General features: G+C 33.1%; 17 protein-coding genes. 9 read left to right on the top strand and 8 right to left on the bottom strand.

Features of this window, described 5'->3' with window-relative positions; all coding sequences use genetic code 11:
• Nucleotides 1–80 precede the first annotated feature (80 nt).
• From AC0UBM_RS04635 to AC0UBM_RS04645, 3 genes are all read left to right on the top strand, one after another.
• Nucleotides 81–923 (top strand): alpha-1,2-fucosyltransferase, encoded by an 843-nt coding sequence (locus AC0UBM_RS04635; RefSeq protein WP_475687826.1) that lies wholly within the window; start codon nucleotides 81–83, stop codon nucleotides 921–923.
• Nucleotides 924–1,166: 243 nt separating this feature from the next.
• Nucleotides 1,167–1,841, top strand: coding sequence for a phosphoglycolate phosphatase (locus AC0UBM_RS04640; protein WP_475687827.1), 675 nt, complete (start codon nucleotides 1,167–1,169; stop codon nucleotides 1,839–1,841).
• Nucleotide 1,842: 1 nt separating this feature from the next.
• Nucleotides 1,843–3,276, top strand: a complete 1,434-nt coding sequence (locus AC0UBM_RS04645) for a hypothetical protein (protein WP_475687828.1) — start codon at nucleotides 1,843–1,845, stop codon at nucleotides 3,274–3,276.
• 117 nt (nucleotides 3,277–3,393) lie between these two features.
• Here AC0UBM_RS04645 and AC0UBM_RS04650 read toward each other — a convergent pair whose 3' ends face one another.
• Nucleotides 3,394–4,236, bottom strand: a complete 843-nt coding sequence (locus AC0UBM_RS04650) for a hypothetical protein (RefSeq protein ID WP_475687829.1) — start codon at nucleotides 4,234–4,236, stop codon at nucleotides 3,394–3,396.
• 123 nt (nucleotides 4,237–4,359) lie between these two features.
• On the opposite strand from AC0UBM_RS04650, the gene AC0UBM_RS04655 reads away from it, so the two are divergent.
• Nucleotides 4,360–5,037 carry a class I SAM-dependent methyltransferase gene (locus AC0UBM_RS04655; protein WP_475687906.1) on the top strand — a complete coding sequence of 226 codons (678 nt, stop codon included), beginning with the start codon at nucleotides 4,360–4,362 and terminating at the stop codon, nucleotides 5,035–5,037.
• Nucleotides 5,038–5,075: 38 nt separating this feature from the next.
• Here the strand turns inward: AC0UBM_RS04655 and AC0UBM_RS04660 are convergent, their stop codons facing one another.
• From AC0UBM_RS04660 to AC0UBM_RS04690, 7 genes are all read right to left on the bottom strand, one after another.
• A complete protein-coding gene (locus AC0UBM_RS04660) occupies nucleotides 5,076–6,896 on the bottom strand; it encodes an SLC13 family permease (RefSeq protein WP_475687830.1) in 1,821 nt (606 codons plus the stop codon).
• A 467-nt stretch (nucleotides 6,897–7,363) separates the two neighbouring features.
• Nucleotides 7,364–8,107 (bottom strand): YoaK family protein, encoded by a 744-nt coding sequence (locus tag AC0UBM_RS04665; protein WP_475687832.1) that lies wholly within the window; start codon nucleotides 8,105–8,107, stop codon nucleotides 7,364–7,366.
• A gap of 141 nt (nucleotides 8,108–8,248) precedes the next feature.
• Nucleotides 8,249–8,611 (bottom strand): methylglyoxal synthase, encoded by a 363-nt coding sequence (locus tag AC0UBM_RS04670; protein WP_475687833.1) that lies wholly within the window; start codon nucleotides 8,609–8,611, stop codon nucleotides 8,249–8,251.
• Complete coding sequence (locus AC0UBM_RS04675) at nucleotides 8,611–9,474, bottom strand: BadF/BadG/BcrA/BcrD ATPase family protein (RefSeq protein WP_475687834.1); 864 nt, start codon at nucleotides 9,472–9,474, stop codon at nucleotides 8,611–8,613. The genes AC0UBM_RS04670 and AC0UBM_RS04675 overlap by 1 nt, the downstream gene beginning before the upstream one ends.
• A gap of 76 nt (nucleotides 9,475–9,550) precedes the next feature.
• The gene (gene gap / locus AC0UBM_RS04680; protein WP_414034289.1) at nucleotides 9,551–10,555 is read right to left on the bottom strand and encodes a type I glyceraldehyde-3-phosphate dehydrogenase; all 1,005 of its coding nucleotides are present in this window, start codon (nucleotides 10,553–10,555) and stop codon (nucleotides 9,551–9,553) included.
• 16 nt (nucleotides 10,556–10,571) lie between these two features.
• A complete protein-coding gene (gene pfkA / locus AC0UBM_RS04685) occupies nucleotides 10,572–11,558 on the bottom strand; it encodes a 6-phosphofructokinase (protein WP_475687835.1) in 987 nt (328 codons plus the stop codon).
• A gap of 155 nt (nucleotides 11,559–11,713) precedes the next feature.
• Nucleotides 11,714–16,087, bottom strand: a complete 4,374-nt coding sequence (locus AC0UBM_RS04690; protein WP_475687836.1) for a translocation/assembly module TamB domain-containing protein — start codon at nucleotides 16,085–16,087, stop codon at nucleotides 11,714–11,716.
• A 125-nt stretch (nucleotides 16,088–16,212) separates the two neighbouring features.
• Between AC0UBM_RS04690 and tsaD the strand changes: the two genes are divergently transcribed.
• Genes tsaD through AC0UBM_RS04715 form a run of 5 tightly spaced genes read left to right on the top strand, consistent with a single transcriptional unit; the run spans nucleotide 16,213 to nucleotide 20,236 of the window.
• Nucleotides 16,213–17,235 carry a tRNA (adenosine(37)-N6)-threonylcarbamoyltransferase complex transferase subunit TsaD gene (gene tsaD, locus AC0UBM_RS04695; protein WP_475687837.1) on the top strand — a complete coding sequence of 341 codons (1,023 nt, stop codon included), beginning with the start codon at nucleotides 16,213–16,215 and terminating at the stop codon, nucleotides 17,233–17,235.
• A gap of 29 nt (nucleotides 17,236–17,264) precedes the next feature.
• The gene (locus tag AC0UBM_RS04700) at nucleotides 17,265–17,969 is read left to right on the top strand and encodes a 16S rRNA (uracil(1498)-N(3))-methyltransferase (protein ID WP_475687838.1); all 705 of its coding nucleotides are present in this window, start codon (nucleotides 17,265–17,267) and stop codon (nucleotides 17,967–17,969) included.
• A gap of 6 nt (nucleotides 17,970–17,975) precedes the next feature.
• Nucleotides 17,976–18,617, top strand: a complete 642-nt coding sequence (locus AC0UBM_RS04705) for a DUF4159 domain-containing protein (protein WP_475687839.1) — start codon at nucleotides 17,976–17,978, stop codon at nucleotides 18,615–18,617.
• Between the two features lie 7 nt (nucleotides 18,618–18,624).
• On the top strand, nucleotides 18,625–19,128 hold the full coding sequence (locus AC0UBM_RS04710) for a TrmH family RNA methyltransferase (protein ID WP_475687840.1): 504 nt from the start codon (nucleotides 18,625–18,627) through the stop codon (nucleotides 19,126–19,128).
• Between the two features lie 22 nt (nucleotides 19,129–19,150).
• Nucleotides 19,151–20,236, top strand: a complete 1,086-nt coding sequence (locus AC0UBM_RS04715; RefSeq protein ID WP_475687841.1) for an AI-2E family transporter — start codon at nucleotides 19,151–19,153, stop codon at nucleotides 20,234–20,236.
• The last annotated feature ends 1 nt before the right edge of the window (nucleotide 20,237 follow it).

The raw sequence follows: 20,237 nt of genomic DNA on the forward strand, positions 1-20,237 counted from the left end.
TTTTTTTTAAAATATATGTCTTGTAATACGGTATTCCGTAATAACATTTAATTTATTCGCATTAATTTTACGAAAAAAAAATGCTTGTATTAATTGATAAACAAGGCCAATTATGTAATAGATTATGGGCTTACACTCCATTCATCATTGATGCCCTAAATAATAATTATATATTAATAATAATTGGATTCTATGATTATTATAATGACTTTGATAATTTAAAATTAAAAAAAAATATAATATTTATAAATAACAGTTTTTTATATAAATTAATAAACAAAGCATTTCTCAAAACAATTTTAAGAAGACTAAATATTCTCTACGATAAAAACAAGAGATTGAATAAAATAAACCTAAAAAGAAAACTTGTTTTAATCGAATCATGGCATCATAAAAAGCCCAATATAGAACTATACAACAATGCTGACATTAGGCACTTGTTTACTCCTAAAAAAAATACCAAGGCAAAGGTTGATAATTTTATATTAGAAAAACGAAAAATGTATGAAGTAATTATAGGGGTTCATATAAGAAGAGGAGATTATAAGAACTACCTAAATGGTAAATATTATTATACAGATAAAACTTATGAGAAATTCTTAGCTCAACTAGAGAAACAATTTAAGGAAAATATTAAAGTTACATTTTTACTGTGCTCTAACGAGAAAATTAATACGAAAAATTTTGAGAATCATTCTGTATTTCAAGTAAAAAACGCAAATCTTATGGACGATTTATATGCATTAAGCAAATGTGATTATCTATGTGGCCCTCCTAGCACATATTCTATGTGGGCATCGTTTTACGGAAAAAAACCATTGTTATTTATCAATAATCCAAATATAGAAATTAACTTAACAGATTTTAGTAAAATAATAAGTCCTAACCGATTTGAGAACGGTAAATTATTAACCCATAATTGAATTTAAACAAGAGAAATCTTCTGTACTGAAATTCCTAATAATACCCTAATTTATCTTTTTAATTTAAGATACATACATTGTGGTGTGTCAATAATTGGCATAGAATTTAGCAATAATCATGACGTATACATTCATTTATTATCATAAATTGAAAAATAGATCGTTAACCGTTTATTGTATTCAAAAGTATGTTAAACACTTACTATTGTATTAAAACTTCCGCATCTTTGTGTTAAAATACACATGATGAATTTTAAAGACAAAGAACTTATCATATTCGATTTTGATGGTACGCTTATCAATAGTATTCCAGATCTTACCTTAGCCGTAAATAAAATGTTATCGCATTATAAAGCACCTGCTTTAACCATTGCTCAAGTAACTCCATTTATAGGAAATGGAGCCCAACCGCTTGTTAAACGCGCTTTGGAATTTGCTATGCCTGATAAAGACATTTCTGAAGATTTTTTAAATGAAGCCTTTAAAATATATTTTGAAGCCTACAAAGCGGTGACTTGCAAAGACACTTTTATGTATCCCGGTGTACATGATACTCTAATTTATTTAAAGAAAAAAGGCTATAAATTGGCTATTTGCACCAATAAACCATTTAGTTTTATAGAACCTATTTTAGATAAATTAGAGATTAAATCCTTCTTTTCTCTATGGGTTGGCGAAGATTCTTTAGCTAAGAAAAAACCAGACGCTACACCTCTATTTCATTTAGTAGATAAACTAGGAAGCACTATAGAAAAATCTATTATGGTTGGCGATTCTAAAAACGATATTCTTGCGGCCCAAAATGCAGATATGCATAGCATTGGTGTGAGTTACGGGTACAATTATAACGAGAATATAGCAGATTACAACCCGACACAAGTAGTAGACCAATTTTCGGAACTTCAAAAGCTTTTTTAATATGAGCGAAATTTACAATGTTGGTATTATAGGTGGCGGTGTTTCAGGAGTAGTATCCGCTTTGCAATTGGCCGAAAATGGCATCGATTCTATTTTATTTGAACAAGAAAATAGTGTTGTAAACGGACCTCCTTTTTGTCATTTACATGCCGGAGGAAATTTATATCCAGATATTTCTGAAGCGCAATGTAGAATACTAATGAAGCAATCTATAGAAATGGCAAAATTATTTCCACAATCTATAGACGAAAGACCAACATTTATTAGTGTTCCTAAATCGGAAAAATACAGCTTAGATAATATTGAACATCGTCTTGAGATGTTAGTGGCCTATTACTCCAAATTGATTGCTGAAGATCCTTCTAACGCCATCCTTGGAGCTCCTAAAGATTACTATAAAATATACACTAAGGAAGATTTAGCCACCTTAGCAAATCGTCCAGCGATTGCTCGTCCAAAAACGGCCGATGAATGGATGATAAATACGATACATTTAATTGATTATACTAAATTAAAAACACCTGTAATCCTTGTCCAAGAATTTGGTTGGAACTTATTTAGACTAGGCGCTCAAGCACAATTAGCATTGTCTAAAACCGAGACATGTTCTTTAAAAACCAATACTAACGTTTCGTCAATTAAAGATGTTAGTCACGATAATTTAGGCTACAACTGGGAAATACACACTGAAGATGAGATATACAAAGTGAAATACTTGGTGAATTCATGTGGTTTTAAAACAGGGACATTCGACGAATCTTTACATCTAAACACGGAACGTTTAATTGAATTTAAAGCGGCCTATGTTTCAAAATGGCAACCCATTCCTGGATTAATCCCAGAACTTATTTTTCATGGAGAACGCGGAACTCCGCACGGCATGACACAACTTACACCCTATTGCGACGATTATTATCAGATTCATGGTATGACTAACGATATTACCTTATTTGAACATGGCTTAGTACAATCTAAAGATAATATGTCGCAACCCGAATTTGACGCCGGCATTACCCAAAAACTAGATTCTGGTTGGGACACTGAAGAAATTAAAAGCAGAACTGAAAACGCCATCGATTCAGTCGCTAAATACATCCCGTCGTTTCAATCTGCCCAAGTTGGTGGCCCGCCTTTATATGGCGCACAGCAAATACCTGGGAACGATCCAAGTTTAAGAGTTGGCGAAGTTAGTTTCCCTTGCAAATCTTATGCTAGAAGTGAAATTGTTAAAGCATCTTCTGCATTAACGGTAGCCAATCAGATTTTAACAAAAATGCAAGAAGAAGATATTATTCCTGCAATTAAAACACTTTTAAATTCAAGTACTTTATTAGATAGTATTTCTAAAATGGACATTGATATTTTGGCGCGTGAACTCGCTATTGAGCGCGGTTACCCAGAAGCCTTGTCGCGATTAGTTATTGAAAAAGATTAATACTTCTAATATTTTTTGAAGAATACAACTCGGATTATAATCTAGCAGATTCTTCAAAAAATCAATTTTGAAATGGCAACTAATTACTATAAGCTTATTGAAACTTGTGATGACCAATTAAATCATGGTCCCTTTTAACTTTAATGTCGCCTTTGCATATCCGATATCCTTCACATATATATTTGTGGTGTCATCGTAAACAATATAGCCTAAATTTTCATTAAAATTCAGGTTAAATAAAGCCGTAGAAGCGTAAGATCCAGGTATCGTAGCATTTGTTGTAAAAACGTTAACTTGTCCCTCTTCATTCGGATTTATAATATCAGATGCTGTGGTTAAGGTTGTACTAAAAATATTATTTAAACCTGTTTCCGGAGTTTCAACATCTACATATTCCGTAGTTCTATACGTCAGTCTAATTGGGTAATTTCCAACATTTCTCCACGTATCTATATTTAAACCGTTATAATTACTACTTACCGGAGAATCTGGAATCGTAATTTCAGAATTCGCAAATAAAATAGGTTGCTCTGTATCAACAATAATTCTATATACTTTAGACTCTGTATCGTCTGAATTTGAGATTTTAAAATCTACAACATTAGGATAACTAAAATCGATATTGTTGTTTACCGATTCGGAGTATTCAATAAACGATTCGTTATTTATGCGATACGAAATACTGGTACCTTCAAAATTAACTAGAGGACTTATGCTAGCATAATCTACAGGCGCAGGAAAAAGACATACCACCAAAGAGTCTACAGAAAAAACATCAGACTTTATAACAGAAAACGTATGGTCTTTCGTTAGCATATCAAAGCTTGTCAGGGCTATTTTTTCTTCTGCAATATCGTCGTCATCAGAATCTGCATTCGTATCATCAGAACTACAACCTAAGCACAACACAAAAGTAAAGAGTATAAAATAAATCGGTGTAAATTTCTCTAAGTATCTCATATTACAAACATACATTAAAAAAATAATATGAAAGTATACTAACTATGGTCATGACCTAAATTTGAATACATGTATAACCTAAATATTAGTATTATATTTAAACCTATTTTTAGATTAAAACCAATGACTGAAAATTCGTCTAACAAAAAAAGAAAAAAAACACCATGGCCAACAAAGGCCGCAATGGAACAGGTTTATGAAATGAAACTATGGGGAGATAATCAGACTACATTTTATTCTGGAGAAGGTTCTCATCATCCCGATTTTGTTAATCCGTATATAAAGGCAGTAATCTCTTTTTTAAAACAACACAACAGCGCTTTACAGGTTTGTGATTTAGGCTGTGGCGATTTTAACATTGGGAAACAATTAGTGCACTATACAAGCCGTTATACTGGCGTAGATATTGTTTCTGATCTTATTATTCATAACAAAGAAACATTTAATGCGGATAATTTAATATTTGAATGCCTAGATCTTGCTGTGGACGAGTTACCTCATGGAGACTGTGCTATTTTAAGACAAGTACTTCAACATCTGTCAAATTCAGAAATTCAAAACATCTTAAATAAGCTAACAACTTTTAAATATGTTATACTTACTGAACACTTACCAACGTCTCATTTTTCACCGAACATAGATATTATTTCCGGCCAAGGTATTCGATTGAAAAATGGAAGTGGCGTCAACATTTTAGAGCCACCCTTTAATTTTAAAGTTAAAGAGGTTTCTTTCTTAGCATCTCTTCCTTTAAAAGATGGTAAAAGTGTTATCGTGACAAACTGTTATACCTTATTTTAACCGATTAGACCTAAACTAAAAACAGATAATGTCTTTCCTTATATTTTAGCCGAAAACAAAAATGTGGCCAACACCCATAATATAACGGATAACACACCACCTATAATTGCAAAATGGCGGAAGGAATAAATACCGAGTCCATAAATAATGGTATTGGTTTGGTATCCCATAGGCGTGAAAAAGCTAAAGTTGGAAGCAAACAATACAGATAGGATAAAAAATTTAGGATCTAAATTTAAACCCGCGGCAACAGAAAGTGCAATGGGTGTCATTATAATTGCTGTTGCATTATTAGAAATTACGCCACTAAACAGCATTGTAATTCCAAAGAGTGCAGCAATAACTAGCATCGGACTTTGACCTTGAAGCATACCTATTAAATTTTCTGACAACCATACTTCTGCTCCAGTATTTTTCATGGCAATACCAATGGGAATCAAACCCGCTAATAAAAAAATAACTTCCCAATTAATATCTTTATACACCGTATTTAATTTTAAGCAATTGAACACGAGTAATAGAAAAACGCCAATAATTGTACTTTTAACTATAGGAAACAGCCCCGTCGCTGCCAACCCAATTGTCAGGATTAAAATAGCTAGCGATATGTACTTTTTACGAGCGTTGGGGAACGTGCTACTTGATAGTTGTTGCATAACTACCACATGTTCTATGCCTTCTAATTTATCTACTTCATCCTCGTCGATTTGAATTAACAAGCGATCGCTTACTTTTAACCTGATTTTATCTTCACGTTTTCTAATAAGCCGTTCTTTGGTATTGCGCATATTAATCCGCTTTTTTATAGCTAGCGGATTGGCCTCCATAATCATGGCCGGTTTTATATCCCCTAAACGTAACCCCAACAAATTAGAATTAGGAAGAATTAAAAGCTCTACAATGTGAGTATCTTTCTTTACCGCTCGTTTTACTTGCTCTGGATTATCTTCATCTTCATGTTCTCCAGGTATAACTTCATTAAATAAAGTAATGCCTTCTGTTTCTTTGGCTTTCAATAAATTATCCATACTCGCGTTAACTAGCAAAATATCATCTTCTTTTAGTGTGATGTATTTTCCTGGGGCATTTGTAGTGATGCCATCTCGTGTCATTTTAAGTAATTGCACGTTCGGATTAGTAAATAAAAAAGTTTCGCCAATAGTCTTACCTATTAACGTAGACTCCTTATTAATACACAGTTTTGTAATAAAATCTTGAAGTTCCTTTTGAAAATTTTTGGTCTTTTTAGAATCGTAAGGTAGCAAGAACGACAAGCCGGTTACCACCACCACGCCAACTCCAAGAAAAATAAGTCCGTAATTAGTAAACTCGAAAAACGACAATTTTGGTACACCACTTTGCTCGGCAATTGCATTTACAATTAAGTTGGTAGACGTTCCCATTAATGTACAGCTACCTCCCAGTATACCAGCAAAAGAAATGGGCAATAACAATTTAGATTGTGAAATCCCATAACGTTGGTGTAACTCGTTGGTAAGCTTTACAAATACAATAACCACTGCGGTAGTACTAATAAACGCAGATATACCCGCGACTATAAACATAATAACAGGAATAAGTAATAAAAGTGGCAATCCTTTTAACTTGGTCATCGATTCGGATAGCATATTTATCACACCATTTTGCTCCATAGCAGTAGCGATAATCATGAGCATAAGAATAGTAATTGTGGCTGTATTGCTAAACCCTGTAAGTGCTTCTTCTGGCGAAAGAAAACCAGCAAGTAAGAGTGAGGCCAATACGAAAATGGAAATTTTATCTATAGAAAAAAGCTCGAGCGCAAAGAAAATAAGACTTAATCCCAAAATAACAAATATGATAACTATTTCGATGGTCATAAGCACACTCAATTTTATTAATAAAAATCCGTTCCAAGGTGACTAAAAAGCATTTTTCTAAAAGTAATTCTTCGATAATGTAGGCTTAAAGCTATAACCTAATATTCTGTTGATACATAGAACTTGTCTCCAAATATTTAGTTTCAAGTCTCTCCAATATATCTTATCTATGATACCTTTTTTTAAAAACAAGAAAACCAATTTATTACATGCTTTAGTACAATCTAAATTAAGTAAAATTTAAATACACCCATTTGTTATTTTTAACTCAAAAGGATTATATATTTTGTAATACGCTAAAACATGAAGGACTTTAAGTAGACGTTAAACTTTTTAAAATAAACAACTTACACACATCATAAGATTTCATTTTAATACCTAGCGGCAGAAAAAACATTTGACATTTCATGAACATCCTGAGTTTTGCACTGTTTTTAAAATTTACTTGAGCGTAGATAAATACTAAATTAAGACACTATACTTTTGCGTGTATATTTCCTTCTCGTTTTAATAATTTTATATCTAAAATCATCAAAAAACAAACTACCAAGTAATATTAGAGTTGCAAAAATTAATGTATTTAAACCAAAATGCATTTCAGAATACAGGAATCCTCCTATAAGTCCGCCGGCAAAAAAGAACAAGATAATGTAAATTCGTAATTTAATTTGCGATTTTAACTTTTCACGGTTGGGATATAGTTTGGGAAAAAATAATTGCGAGATATCTATTCCTAAATCTGTAAAAAGTCCTGTTAAATGCGTTGTTCTAACCACTGCATTTGAAATTTTTGTTACGAATGAATTCTGCACGCCCATCGCAAAAAGCAGTAGACAAACAATAAAATCGGCATAATCTATCTCTACAAAATTACTAAGCAATCCGATAGACGTCAATACCAAACACTCTATTAGTGTAGGTATTACAAAAACATTGAGTTGTTTACTTTCTTTAAATTTTTCGATGAGAAAACTCGAAAGGAAAGACCCAAATAAAAAGGAAAATATATAAAGGAAGTAAATGGTACCAATCCAAAACTCAAGGTTTGAGACGTCGTATATAAATAGTGCAAAGTGACCGGTAACATTGGTTGTAAGCTGTTTAAACGCAAGAAATCCGGAAACATTTACAATACCTGCTACGAAAGATAAGATAGTCGCAATACGTAGGTTATGCTTTTTAGTTCGACTTTTTCCTTGATGTCTAAACATATGTTATGGTTCTTTTGCGTTCTACTGTGGAGTAACCGCTTAAAATTAATTGGTCTTTGTTTTAATATAAACTTCTTTTGATAAAGAAGATACTTTTATACTAAAAACAAAAAAAAATCTCTAGAAGAGATTTTTTAGTTTTTATAATGCTTTGATTAACAACTCTGCGGTTGCAGGATTTGTTGCTAATGGCACATCGTGCACATCGCAAATCCTCATAAGCATAAAAATATCTGGTTCGTGCGGATGCTTTTCTAGAGGATCTCTAAAAAATAAAACCATATGGCACAATCCTTCCGCTACGCGCGCTGCGATTTGCGCATCTCCACCTAAAGGGCCAGATAAATAAGGTGTCACCTTAAATCCTGCCTTTTCTACTTTAGTTCCTGTAGTCCCCGTAGAAATTAACGAGATTTTCTTCTGATCTAAAATATCTCTATGTTCGTTTAAAAACTGAACCATTTCAGCTTTCTTTCCGTCGTGAGCGATAATTGCTATTTCCATTATTCTATATCCTGAGTATGAAATTTCGCTAAACCTTCAATTGGGCGTCTTGCAAAATTACCAACAGTAAAATTCATTTCTTTTGCAACTTCTAATATTTCGTCTTTAGCGAAATAAGCTATTGATCCTGCAAAATGAACTGGTACTGTTTTTATTTCTTCTTTAAATTGTAAAATCTGATTTTTAGCAAACAATCTAATCCCATCTTTAATTAGATTCTGAATGTATTCTGAATCTTTATTTAAAAACATAAACTCTGCAAACGATGCTAGAAATGCGTTTGGATTGGGTTGCTTGTAAATATTGTATTTAATATAATCTGCTTCCAAATTATATTTATCTGCCATAGCCACACGAATGGTTTCGGGCATATTATTAAAATAGTAATCACGGATTAATTGTTTACCGTAGTAATTACCACTAGCATCATCCATTAAACTCCAACCAAGAGACTTTACACGTTGATGTATTTGTGTTCCATCAAAATAACTACAGTTAGATCCAGTTCCTAAAATACAAACTACAGCAGCTTCTGTTGGTGTATTTATTGTAGAATATACAGCCGCCATTGTATCTTCATCGACACTCACTTCTGCATTTTCAAAAAAGCCTTCTAAAACGTCTTTTAATTGCTGTTTAGGTTTATCTGTTCCACAACCAGCACCGTAAAAAAACACATGAGTTACGTCTTTTTTGTACTCGTTTAAAACTTCACTCTTTTTTATAATTTTTTTTAATTTCTTTTCAGAAAGAATTGCTGGATTTAATCCGTTAGTTCTTACTTTTTCGAGAAGTTGTTTCCCATTTTTATCTACTGCAATCCAATCGGATTTTGTAGAACCACTATCAACAATTAAAATCATAAGGTTAGGTATAAAAAAACCCCACAGAGTACTGTGCGCTAAACACAAGAACTCTGTGGAGTTATATTAAAAAAAATTATTTTACTGTTGCAATGTGTTGTGCTAAATCTACTAACTTAGAAGAATAACCATATTCGTTATCATACCAAGATACTAATTTAATAAACCCATCGTTTAATGCCATACTTGCGTTAGCATCGAAAGTACTTGTTTTTGGTTCAGATACGAAATCTTGAGAAACAACACCTTCTTCAGTATATCCTAAGATACCTTCTAATTCGTTTTCAGAAGCTTCTTTTAAAGCCGCTTTAATTTCGTCCCAAGATGCTTTTTTCTCGATACGACAAGTTAAGTCTACTACAGAAACATCTACGGTTGGTACTCTAAAAGCCATACCAGTTAATTTTCCGTTTAATTCAGGAATTACTTTCCCTACAGCTTTAGCCGCTCCAGTTGAAGCAGGTACGATGTTGTTTAAAGACGCACGACCTAATCTGAAATCTTTTTTAGATGGACCATCTACTGTAAACTGAGTTGCAGTTGCAGCGTGAACAGTTGTCATTAATCCTTCTACGATACCAAATTTATCATTAATAACTTTAGCTAAAGGCGCTAAACAGTTAGTAGTACAAGATGCGTTAGAAACAATTGTATCTGTTGCTTTTACTTCTTTATGGTTAACTCCCATAACAAACATTGGTGCATCTCCAGATGGTGCAGAGATTGCTACTTTTTTAGCTCCAGCAGTAATGTGCTTTTGTGCACCTTCTAATGAAGTAAAAATTCCTGTACAATCTAAAACAACTTCAGCTTCTACTTCATCCCATTTTAAATCTTCTGGGTTACGTTCTGCAGTAATTCTAATTTCATTACCGTTTACTACTAAGTTTCCGTTGTTTGTTGAAATTGTTCCATCAAATCTTCCGTGTACAGAATCATATTTTAATAAGTAAGCTAAGTGATCTACATCTAATAAATCATTAATTCCTACTATTTGAATATCAGGTCTTGAAACTGCTATTCTAAATGCAATTCTACCTATTCTACCAAATCCGTTAATTCCAATTTTTAATTTTGACATATTCTAAATTTAATGTTTAAGTGGTCATGATATCTGACACACGTAATAATTCTAAGTTAATTTTTGATTGACCTTTTATAGCTTGATCTAAAGGTGTTAAAGACATGACATCGTTTAATAAACCGACCATGAAATTAGACTTTCCTTCTAACAAACTTTCTACTGCTTTTACTCCCATACGACTTGCCAATACACGGTCGAAGCACGATGGTGAACCTCCACGTTGCATATGTCCTAAAACAGATACACGCACTTCATATTCCGACATATGCTCGTCGACATAATCTTTTAGTTCAAATACGTTCTTACCAATTTTATCGCCTTCTGCAACAACTACTATACTAGAAGATTTACCAGAATTTTTACTTCTATGTAAAGATTCTAACAATCTATCTAATCCTAAATTTTCTTCTGGTATTAAGATTTCTTCTGCGCCCCCAGCTACACCAACGTTAAGCGCAATATGCCCAACATCGCGTCCCATTACTTCTATAAAGAATAAACGGTCGTGAGAACTCGCAGTATCTCTAATTTTATCGATAACTTCTACTACGGTATTTAATGCCGTATCGTATCCTAATGTATGTGTTGTTCCGAAAATATCGTTATCTATGGTTCCTGGAATCCCCATGACTGGCATATCGAATTCCGAACTAAAAATCATTGCTCCTGTAAAGCTACCATCTCCACCAATAACAACCAAAGCATCTACGCCTTCTTGTTGTAAATTTTCATAAGCTTTTTGGCGACCTTCTTTCGTTCTAAATTCTTTAGATCTCGCAGTTTTTAAAATGGTACCTCCTTTATTGATGATTCCCTTTACACTACGCGCATCCATAGGAATAAATTCACCTCGAATCATACCTTGATACCCTTGAACAATACCCACACATTCAATATTATGAAAAGCACATGTTCTAACTACCGCACGAATCCCGGCATTCATTCCTGGAGAATCTCCTCCTGATGTTAAAACACCTATTTTTTTAATGGTTTTTGACATGTTTTATTGATTTGTTAGTAAAGCTACTAAAGATAATCAACATATAAAACCCCTTTTAAAACTTTTTAACAGGCCCTATAACACTATAACGTTTGAATTAACAAAAAAGTTAAAAACTTATTTTTAAATTGATTAAATAGGCAAAATGGAAGGATTTATTCGTCCGAAATTTCCGATTTCATATTAATATATGCCGGAAGTGGACTTACAGGTTTTGGTGTTTCGTTTTCAGAATTTTCATCTTCATTATTTGTCTTTTCGCCAACAAATATTTTTAAAAGCAATTCTCTGAACGTATCAAAATCGACATTATATGAAATACCTACACCTTGAGTATAACCTATTTCTTCACCAAAATCTTGAATGCTGTTTTCTCGGTTAAACACATTTGCGGTTAACGTCCCTTCTTCGTTTAGTAAAAAATTGACTTCAATATCTCCTGCAATCACAGTTTGACTTACACCACCCACAGGAACATCTACATTACCATTAATCATTACGCGATCGCTAATTTGGGTTTGAAGCGTTACCCCAAAACGATCATCTGTTTGATATTCTGGATTATTCTCTCCCAATTCGTAATTTAAACCAATGTTTAACTTGTTATCACTTTCAGAAAATAATCCGTTTACAATACCATTTAATCGCTCGGTTAAAGTTCCGTAAGGGTTAATTCCTGTTAATCCGCTTGAAAATGCTCCTGTAGTTAATAAATACAATGCCTGATTATCGCGATCTTCTTTAGATTCTAGTCTATATGTTAACTCCGATTTTACTGTAGAATTTACATTCGGAAATTGAAAACCAAAATTAACCTCTGGTTTATCCAATTGCTCCGTTAAATTAATCTCTACATTTACTGGAATACTCTTATTTATAGGATTATCTAATAGAGGTGATGGATTTGCTTGCGTTTTATAAATCGCCTTTAAATCTATCCTTGCTCCTAGCGGATCACCATCCCAAGCTAATGTTCCTCCAGGTTCTACCGTAAACTCTTTCTGTACTAAACCACCATACATAAAATTGTAGACTCCTTTAAATACCGAAAAGTCACCATAAATATTAAATTTTCCGTTTGTATTAATTTCAATAAGTAATCCACCAATACCACGCCCTTTAATTGTACTTCCCGAATCTCGGTCCATTACAATTTCTATTTCGGCATCATTGGTCACTTCTAAATCAAAATCTAGCTCCAAACCTTTAATGTCTCGAACTATAAGTTCCTTCCCCTCTAGCTTTGCTTGTTTTTCTTCTGCACTTAAAAAATGAATAAACGTATTATCTCCAAAAGATTCGGAATCGTTCATTGGGATTTTAAAAACCGTTCCCTTTTTGGTCTCTCCAACCACAGAAATAGCAAGTTCTTCTGTTGGACCATAAATAGTTGCCCTCCCACCTATATAGCCTGTACCATAATATAAGGCATCTTCTGTATAATCTGTATTAAGCACTAGCAAACGATCGGTAGTAATATCTATACCTAATTCCCAATCAGAAAAATTATTGTGTCTAATGTAACCGCCTAAAACGCCTTTTGTATCGAAAGCGTTATCGGTTATCTTAATGTTGTCAAAACGAAATTCTTGATCTTTCAATAAAACTCGAGAGCCTTCGGCAAAATTAAAATTGGTATTTAACAAAGGAACAAGTAATCCGGCTTCCTTTAAGTCTAAGGCTCCTTCTATTGAAGGCTTTTTTAAATCTCCTATTAGTTTAGCATCTCCAGTTACAAAGCCACGTATGTCGCTAATAACATCTTTTCCTAGCGGACTAAAAGGTTTTAAATCGAAATTCTCAAATTTTAAATCAACATCTATATGCGATTCATTATTTATAGCATCGATATACCCAATTGCGGCAAACGAGTTGGTAACATCGTTCTTAATTTTTGCGTTAACGAAATATCGCGTTAAATTCTCGTTTCCTGTTATGTTACCGGAGAAGGAACCTAAATTAAAATTATTTACCTCTAGGGAATCTATAGTTACATCCGAGCTAGGAGTGTAATTTCCTTTTTGTTGAAGAATATCGATTTTACCATTTAAAATCCCGCCTAAGGTCAGACTATCAAATGTAGGTGTTACTTTTTCTAAATCTACTTTATTAAAATTTAGCACCAAATCCTTATTTAAAGAATCTTTTAAATAGCCCTCTAGGGTAATTAATTCGTCACCTAAAGACATGGCAAGCTTATCGATATTGATATTTTGTAAATCGCGAGAAACTTCAATTTTATTTAAAGTATCTCGGTCCTTGTTAATAGTCCATGTATTGGTTTTAAAGGTAACATCAGATTTTTTAAAACCTAAAACCGAATTATTGTCGGCATTAATTGTATGATAAAAATTTAAGTTAAACACATCATCATTACGCTTTCCTCCCTGAAATTCTGTACGCATAAACAAGGTGTCGTTCATGGTTTTATTTACTAAGCTAAATTTTGAGATATCGTAAAACTTGGTGTAAAAACTATCGATTTCTATATACGTATTATATAATGGATTTTTATTATTGATATCAATTTCAATATTACTCGCAAAATACTCGAACAATCTAATTTCTGGCGATTTAAATTTAAAATTCACCAATTCTTGATTGCTTTGCACGTGACCATTTACAAAGGTATTCTTACCAAGTTTGATGTCTGGATAAAAAACTTCTACAATCTTATTATAAATACTAAAATTAAAATCGAGGTATTGATTTTGTTTCACCGGATCTGGTTCGAAATTACTATAAATACCGCCAATGGCATTTCTAAACATAATCCCAATATCTCTAAACCTAAAAATACCACTCATTTCTCCTTCAATAATATCTGGAGAATCAATCATAACGTATCTTACAGAATCCCTAAACACCGAATTAATAGTAAATACATCGAACACATAGTTATCATGTTCATTTAAATAATTGGCATCTGTCATGGCAATAAGACCTTCTACATCGTTTATAGATGTTCCCAAAGCTCTCATTTCTACAACGCCTTTAAAGATGGAAAGGGTGTCTCTTTTTACAAAGTTTAACTTTCTTAAGTCGGCATATTGCACATCGGCAACAAAATCGACCATATTGGTTTGCTTAGAAAAATCGGCTAGGCCGTTAAATTCTAGTTTAAAATTAGGATCGGCTATCTTTAAATTTCCGTTATAAATACTTTTTTTAAAGTTTCCTAAAACAGAGATATTGCTGTACGCATAGTTATTAAATTCAAATGAAAACACTTTCCCATTTACTTTAGTATTTACATTGTCTACTGTAAATCCGCTTCCCTCAATATCGATATCTAGAGATGTTTTGCCCACCTGTGTATTATCTATATACGCCCCAAAGTCGAAATCTGTAACTACTACATTTCCTTTGTATTTAGCTTTATCAATATCATTAATATCGGTTAAAACTAAATCAGATTCTATTAGACCTAAGGTCGTGTTCATCCTTAAATCGGCTATAATTTTATTAGTCGTTATCTCGGAAGTTCCCGTAATATTAAAGTACCCAAACCGATCGAAGTTAGAAGGAATGGTTTGTCCTAATAAATTAGGCAATAGTGTGATTAAATCTTTATACGTTGAAGACAATCTGGTAAAATCACCTTTCATATAAAAGCTATCATCTGCTCTATTAAACAAGTTTTTAAAATTTAAATCTCCTATAATCCTAGACCCTCTATTGGTTCTTAGATCAAGATTATCTAAATTTAAATCGTTTAAAGTTCCCGTTAACAACACCGAAAAATCCGCCGATTGATTAACACCAAATTCGTCGTAAAAATAATTCAGGTCTCGCAAGGCTAAATCTGCCGAGGTTATATTAGCATTCACCTGAACTTTATCTGTAAAAAACTGAAGGTCTTCACGATCAAATTCAAATCGAATATCTCCTTTTAAGCTGGACTCATCTGTTTTTAAATCTAAATTTGCGAACGTTATATCGTTTAATGTATACGCAAAATTAGTACTCATATTATCTATATGTAACCCTCTACTATCGGTTAACTCTAACGTATTTATTCGCGCAGACACTTTAGGTCCGTGAATTAAAAATTTAGAAGCATTAATGGTAATATCTTTAAACACCATTACTTCTGGCGTTTCCAAGTTTTCGTTGGTAAAGGTAAAATGTCCGTTGTAAATAGAGACATCGCTAGACGAGAGTAAAAAATTACTTGGTGTATCGTCGTTATTATCATCGTCGAAACGCGCTACAAAAACATCTAAATTGGTTTGCTCCTCGTCTTTGTATGTTTTTATATTAAAATCTAAATCGGTTAACTCAATCTCGGAAAACACCAACCTACCATTATATAAGTTTCGAAAATTTACAATATGTGTTTGCAGTAGTTTTGCACTAATTAAAGTATCCTGCTTATAATCTTCTATATAAACATTTTTAACCTGTACTTCTCCATTAAAATGAAGACCTACCGCCCCGATATTTATGTGCGTGTGGAAAGACTCATTTAATTTAGATGTGGCGTATTTTCCTAATCTGGTTTGCACCCCTGGAATCGACAAAATCACAACTAAAATAACGAATAGCAGAAAAATGATGGCTGCTAGTTTGGATAGTATTTTTAAAAATTTTTTGATACGGTTTAAAGTTATAACTTTGAGCCCAAAAATAACAATACTTCTAATACATTCTAATGCATTCAGAAAATATTTACATTTTAGGAATTGAGTCCTCTTGCGACGATACTGCGGCGTCTGTAATACACAACGGAAAAATACTAAGCAATGTTGTTGCTAGCCAAAAAATTCATGAAGAATTTGGAGGTGTTGTTCCAGAACTTGCTTCTCGAGCTCATCAACAAAATATTGTACCCGTGGTTGCTCAAGCCCTTGTAAAAGCAGGGATTTCTAAAGACCAACTACAAGCCATAGCATTTACTCGTGGTCCTGGATTAATGGGATCTTTATTGGTAGGAACCTCTTTTGCGAAGTCTTTAGCTTATGGTTTAAATATTCCGCTTATCGATGTTAACCATATGCAAGGTCACATTCTTGCGCATTTTATAGATGAAGACGGATTTAACAAACCTCCGTTTCCTTTCTTGGCCATGACTATTTCTGGAGGACATACACAAATAGTTAAAGTGAATGGCTACTTCGACATGGAAGTTATTGGAGAAACTATAGACGACGCTGTTGGTGAAGCTTACGACAAAAGTGGAAAAATTTTAGGTTTAGGCTATCCTGCTGGACCAGAAATAGACAAACGTGCACAATTAGGAAATCCGAAAGCCTTTAAATTTACGAAACCCAAAGTAGACGGTTTAAATTTTAGTTTTTCAGGATTAAAAACCGCCATTTTATATTTTATACAAAAGGAAGTCAAATCCAATCCTAATTTTATAGAAGAGAACATAAACGATATTTGTGCTTCCATTCAGTATACCATTATTGGTATTTTAATTGATAAATTAAAACTTGCCAGTAAACAAACCGGAATTAAGCATATAGCCATTGGTGGCGGTGTGTCGGCAAATTCAGGCATTAGAAAAGCACTAAAAGATGGTGAACAAAAATTTGGTTGGACCACTTATGTTCCTAAATTTGAATTTACTACCGATAATGCGGCTATGATTGCCATTGTTGGCTATTTAAAATATTTAGAAAACGATTTTTCAGAAGCCGATATTACAGCTTCTGCCCGTTTAAAAATATAGGCCTTTTAATATCCAAAGTTATTTAAATTATGCAATTATTCTACAATCCCGATGTTACTGAAAACACCACGCAAATTGCCTTTTCCAAAGAAGAAAGCAGACATATTGTAAAAGTGTTAAGAAAAAGTACGGCCGATAAGTTATTCGTCACGAATGGTAAAGGGTGGTTGTTTACTGCAGAATTAAATTTAGCAGATGTTAAGAATTGCTTAGCAACCATTACAGAGAAAACGTTTCAAAATGCTAGAGATTACAACATTCACCTTGCTGTAGCACCTACAAAAATGAATGATCGTTACGAATGGTTTCTAGAGAAAGCCACAGAAATTGGTATTGATAGCATTACTCCTATTATTTGCGACCATAGCGAGCGCAAAGTTGTAAAGTTAGAACGGTACGAAAAAATATTACAGGCGGCTATGAAACAGTCTTTGCATTATTATATGCCTAAGCTAAACGAACCGGTAGCTTTAAAATCGTTTATCACTCAGGAACATAACGGAACTTGTTTTATTGCCCATTGCGAAGAAACCGATAAAAAATCACTAAAACAGCTCATCACTCCAAAAACAGATCTTACAATTTTAATTGGTCCTGAAGGCGATTTTAGCACAAAAGAAATTTCGTTAGCTCTTAAAAACAATTTCATTCCTGTAACTTTGGGTCACACCAGATTGCGCACAGAAACAGCCGCAATTGTGGCTTGTCACACCGCAGCATTAATTAATGAATAATTACATATGAAGTATTTTTTAGTCCTTACCTTATTTGTAATTAGTTCTTTAGCCTCTGCTCAAGATGTTGCCGTTTTACATTATAAAGGTGGTGGAGACTGGTATAGTAACCCGACTTCTCTACCAAATCTGGTAAAATATTGCAACACACACATTAATACACGAATAAATCCTGAAGTTCAGACAGTAGAAACAGCAAGCCTCGATATTTTTCAGTTTCCTTTTGTACATATGACGGGACATGGAAATGTTTATTTTGACGATAATGATAAAATCAATCTTAAAAATTATTTAATCTCTGGCGGATTTCTTCATATAGATGATAATTATGGGTTAAAACCATACATTACTAAAGCCCTTAAAGACGTATTCCCTGAACAAGATTTAATAGAATTACCTGCGACACACGAGATTTTTCAAACACCTAATCCGTTTCCTGATGGTTTACCAAAAATTCATGAACACGATGGCAAACGCCCACAAGCCTCTGCCCTGTTTCACGACGGACGCATGATTGTTTTGTTTACAACCGAAAGCGATTTAGGAGATGGTTGGGAAGACCCGGAAGTACATAACGACCCCGAAGATGTTCGCGAAAAAGCACTAAAAATGGGTGCAAATATAATTTATTACGTTTTTAATCATTAAGGTTTAAATGGCTCAACTCAATCATTATAATACGCAATTCAGTAAAAAAACATTTCCAATTACATTGGTCTGCGACAACGTTACCAATGCACCAAATATTGGAAGTTTATTTAGAACCGCCGATGCTTTTGGTGTTGAAAAACTTATGCTTTGTGGTTCTTATATTCCATTAGGACGAAAAATGACCAAAACATCTCGGGCAACCGAAAAAGTAGTCCCTTTCGAATTGCAAGACGATGTTCACGCGGTGATTTCTAAATTAAAATCTGAAGGATATCAAATAATTGCTTTAGAAATTACAGATACTAGCATCCCACTAAGAGAGGCTAACTTTTCTACATCTCAACCCATAGCACTACTAATTGGCGATGAAAATTTTGGAGTTTCAGAAGCTCTTTTAAAGGCGTCAGATATGGTAGTTCATATAGATATGTTTGGACAAAATAGCAGTATGAATGTGGTACAAGCCACGAGTATTGTTTTATACGAACTAACCAAACAAAGTCTTTAATCCTTTTATCTATATTTACATTATGAATTCTAGAACCATAGCAAACGGCATTTTAAGGGCAATATTTACATTAGTATTTATTTCTCTTATCTTATATTTTCTGTATCAAATACAATCTGTTATTGTATATATTGTTATTTCTGCAGTTATTTCTTTAACGGGTGCTCCGTTAGTTCAGCTTTTTAGAGACCGTTTTAAATTTAACGATTCCTTATCTGTTGTTTTAGCCATGCTTATAATTGTTGGTTCACTTATTGGGTTAATCTTACTTTTTATCCCTTTAGTTATAGAACAAGGTCACAATTTATCGCTTTTAAACATAAACAAACTTCAAAATAATTTTAACACCGTGTATCTTGAGGTGGCCCACTATCTAGAAGGAAAACATATTTATCTGGAGAAATCATTAGAGGATTATCATTTACTTTCAAAAATTAATTACTCTGTTATTCCCGATTTTTTAAACTCTATTTTAAGCGGATTTGGAACCTTTAGTATCGCTTTTTTCTCGGTATTATTTATCTCTTTTTTCTTTTTAAAAGACAGAAAACTACTTGAAAATAGCTTTATGGTTGTTGTTCCAGAAAGCAAAAAGCATCGTGTAAAAAAATCTTTATACACCATTAAACATTTATTATCTAGATACTTCCTTGGCTTACTTATTCAGATTTTAATTTTATTTGTGATTTATGCCATAGTGCTATCTATATTCGGAATTAAAAACTCTATTGTCATTGCCTTCTTGTGTGCGCTATTAAACTTAATCCCGTACATCGGACCATTAATTAGTGCAATTTTAATGATTGTTTTAACCCTGTCTAGCAACCTGCAAAATGAGTTTAGTGTGGCACTTTCCACTACCATTTATGTTTTAATCGGATTTGCTTTTGCTCAATTAATCGACAATTTTTTCAGTCAGCCTATAATATTCTCACGTAGTGTTAAATCGCATCCTTTAGAGATATTCTTAGTGATAATTATTACCGGTATACTCTTCGGGATTATTGGTATGGTAATAGCAGTGCCAGCCTACACCGCATTAAAAGTTATTTTGAAAGAATTTCTTTCTGAAAATAGGATTGTAAAACACCTTACTAAAGATTTATAGC

The organism is Formosa sp. F44 (genome assembly GCF_056238645.1).

Excerpts from the sequence above, each read along its gene's own strand:
- AC0UBM_RS04635 (WP_475687826.1), top strand. The coding sequence starts at position 81 with ATGCTTGTATTAATTGATAAACAAGGCCAATTATGTAATAGATTATGG.
- AC0UBM_RS04640 (WP_475687827.1), top strand. The coding sequence starts at position 1,167 with ATGATGAATTTTAAAGACAAAGAACTTATCATATTCGATTTTGATGGT.
- AC0UBM_RS04645 (WP_475687828.1), top strand. The coding sequence starts at position 1,843 with ATGAGCGAAATTTACAATGTTGGTATTATAGGTGGCGGTGTTTCAGGA.
- AC0UBM_RS04650 (WP_475687829.1), bottom strand. The coding sequence starts at position 4,236 with ATGAGATACTTAGAGAAATTTACACCGATTTATTTTATACTCTTTACT.
- AC0UBM_RS04655 (WP_475687906.1), top strand. The coding sequence starts at position 4,360 with ATGACTGAAAATTCGTCTAACAAAAAAAGAAAAAAAACACCATGGCCA.
- AC0UBM_RS04660 (WP_475687830.1), bottom strand. The coding sequence starts at position 6,896 with ATGACCATCGAAATAGTTATCATATTTGTTATTTTGGGATTAAGTCTT.
- AC0UBM_RS04665 (WP_475687832.1), bottom strand. The coding sequence starts at position 8,107 with ATGTTTAGACATCAAGGAAAAAGTCGAACTAAAAAGCATAACCTACGT.
- AC0UBM_RS04670 (WP_475687833.1), bottom strand. The coding sequence starts at position 8,611 with ATGGAAATAGCAATTATCGCTCACGACGGAAAGAAAGCTGAAATGGTT.
- AC0UBM_RS04675 (WP_475687834.1), bottom strand. The coding sequence starts at position 9,474 with ATGATTTTAATTGTTGATAGTGGTTCTACAAAATCCGATTGGATTGCA.
- gap (WP_414034289.1), bottom strand. The coding sequence starts at position 10,555 with ATGTCAAAATTAAAAATTGGAATTAACGGATTTGGTAGAATAGGTAGA.
- pfkA (WP_475687835.1), bottom strand. The coding sequence starts at position 11,558 with ATGTCAAAAACCATTAAAAAAATAGGTGTTTTAACATCAGGAGGAGAT.
- tsaD (WP_475687837.1), top strand. The coding sequence starts at position 16,213 with ATGCATTCAGAAAATATTTACATTTTAGGAATTGAGTCCTCTTGCGAC.
- AC0UBM_RS04700 (WP_475687838.1), top strand. The coding sequence starts at position 17,265 with ATGCAATTATTCTACAATCCCGATGTTACTGAAAACACCACGCAAATT.
- AC0UBM_RS04705 (WP_475687839.1), top strand. The coding sequence starts at position 17,976 with ATGAAGTATTTTTTAGTCCTTACCTTATTTGTAATTAGTTCTTTAGCC.
- AC0UBM_RS04710 (WP_475687840.1), top strand. The coding sequence starts at position 18,625 with ATGGCTCAACTCAATCATTATAATACGCAATTCAGTAAAAAAACATTT.
- AC0UBM_RS04715 (WP_475687841.1), top strand. The coding sequence starts at position 19,151 with ATGAATTCTAGAACCATAGCAAACGGCATTTTAAGGGCAATATTTACA.